This is a genomic window from Bradyrhizobium sp. SHOUNA76 (genome assembly GCF_023006445.1).
In the GTDB taxonomy this organism is placed as follows: Bacteria; Pseudomonadota; Alphaproteobacteria; order Rhizobiales; family Xanthobacteraceae; genus Bradyrhizobium.
The window spans coordinates 1-1288 of record NZ_JALBHA010000905.1 but is presented as its reverse complement, the minus strand read 5'-3'; the positions used below and the strand labels follow the sequence as shown (position 1 = coordinate 1288).

General features: G+C 66.1%; 1 protein-coding gene. It reads right to left on the bottom strand.

Annotation, left to right across the window (positions count from 1 at the left end):
- On the bottom strand, positions 1-1288 hold a 1288-nt coding region (locus MOV74_RS38440; RefSeq protein ID WP_246932755.1), incomplete at both ends, for a hypothetical protein.

Genomic DNA, 1288 nt, shown 5'->3' with positions numbered 1-1288 from the left:
GAGATGGCCGAGCGCGATCAGCGCCAGCGCCGCGTCGAACACGTTCATCTCCGCGGCCATCAGCTCGCCCTTGACGTAGGACAGCACGCGATGGCGGACGAAATCGAAATCGCCGGCGGGATCGATCGCGGCCTGCGCCGCCAGCGGCAGCGCCAGGAAGGCCGCATAACAACGGCCGAAATAGGCGCTGTAGAGCTCCGGCAGGTAATAGATGTGCGAGCGCGGATTGGCGAAGGCGCCGCTGGCGGCCAGCCGCTTCTGGAAGCCGATGATGCGATGCACCGTGGCGAGCCGCGACGGCGTCTCCAGGATTTTCCAGCGTGCGAGGTTGCGAAAGCTGACCTCGAGAATGTCGAGATTGAGCGTCGGATCGAGGTCGTTGCCGTAGGGACGCTCGCCCGCGAGATTGTCGATCCAGGTCGCGACCCCGCCCTCATAGTCGATATTGTCGTTGAGCGGCACGGTCACGCGCGGCGCGTTGATGCCGGCGCGCACCTGGTAGCCGGAATAGAAATCGAGAAGCGGCTGGTCGATGATCGCGTCGGTGCAGCCGGCCTGCGTCGCTGCCGAGATCGAGCACGCCGTGGTGTCACAGTCAGGCACGTAAATGCCGAAGCCGAGGTCCTGCTTGATCTGCGCGAAGTAGCGGGAGAAGCGCGGATGCGGCGCGGGCGCCAGCGCGGTGATGACGTTGAAGCGTGCGCCGTCGATGCCCTCGACCTCCTCGCGGCTGATGTTGACGCAGAAATCCACCATGTCGGCGATGGCGCGCTCTGCCGCGACCTTGTCGGCCGATGAGGCGAGCCCGGTCTCGCCATAGCTCAGCAGCGCCTCGATGAAGAACGCGTCGTAATAGGCCGAGCGGTGCTGGATCTGCACCGGCTCCCACATCGGCTCGGCGATGCCGGTCCAGGGCGGATTGACGACGGCCCGTGCCGGCGAACGCGCGATGAAGACGCGGGCGAGGTTGAACAGCAGCGAGGAATTCTTGTAGCCGCGGGCGTTGAGGCCTGTGAGCGCCATGATCAGCTCGCGGCCGCGGAAATCGGGATCGCCGATCAGGTTGAAGGCGGCATAGGTCGGCAGGAAACCGTTTCGGCGGTAGGAGCCGAGCAGATGCTGCGCGCAATCGCGGATTACGCCGTCGATCTGCGTCTGCGGCGGCGCGGAGCCGGTGAATATCGCCGGCGGCGGTTTGGGATGGTCGGTAGCGATGCTGTCGACGAGATCGGCGACTGGCTGGCCGACCGCCGCCCAGTCGGGTTCGGTCTCGTCGCGGGCGCGAACC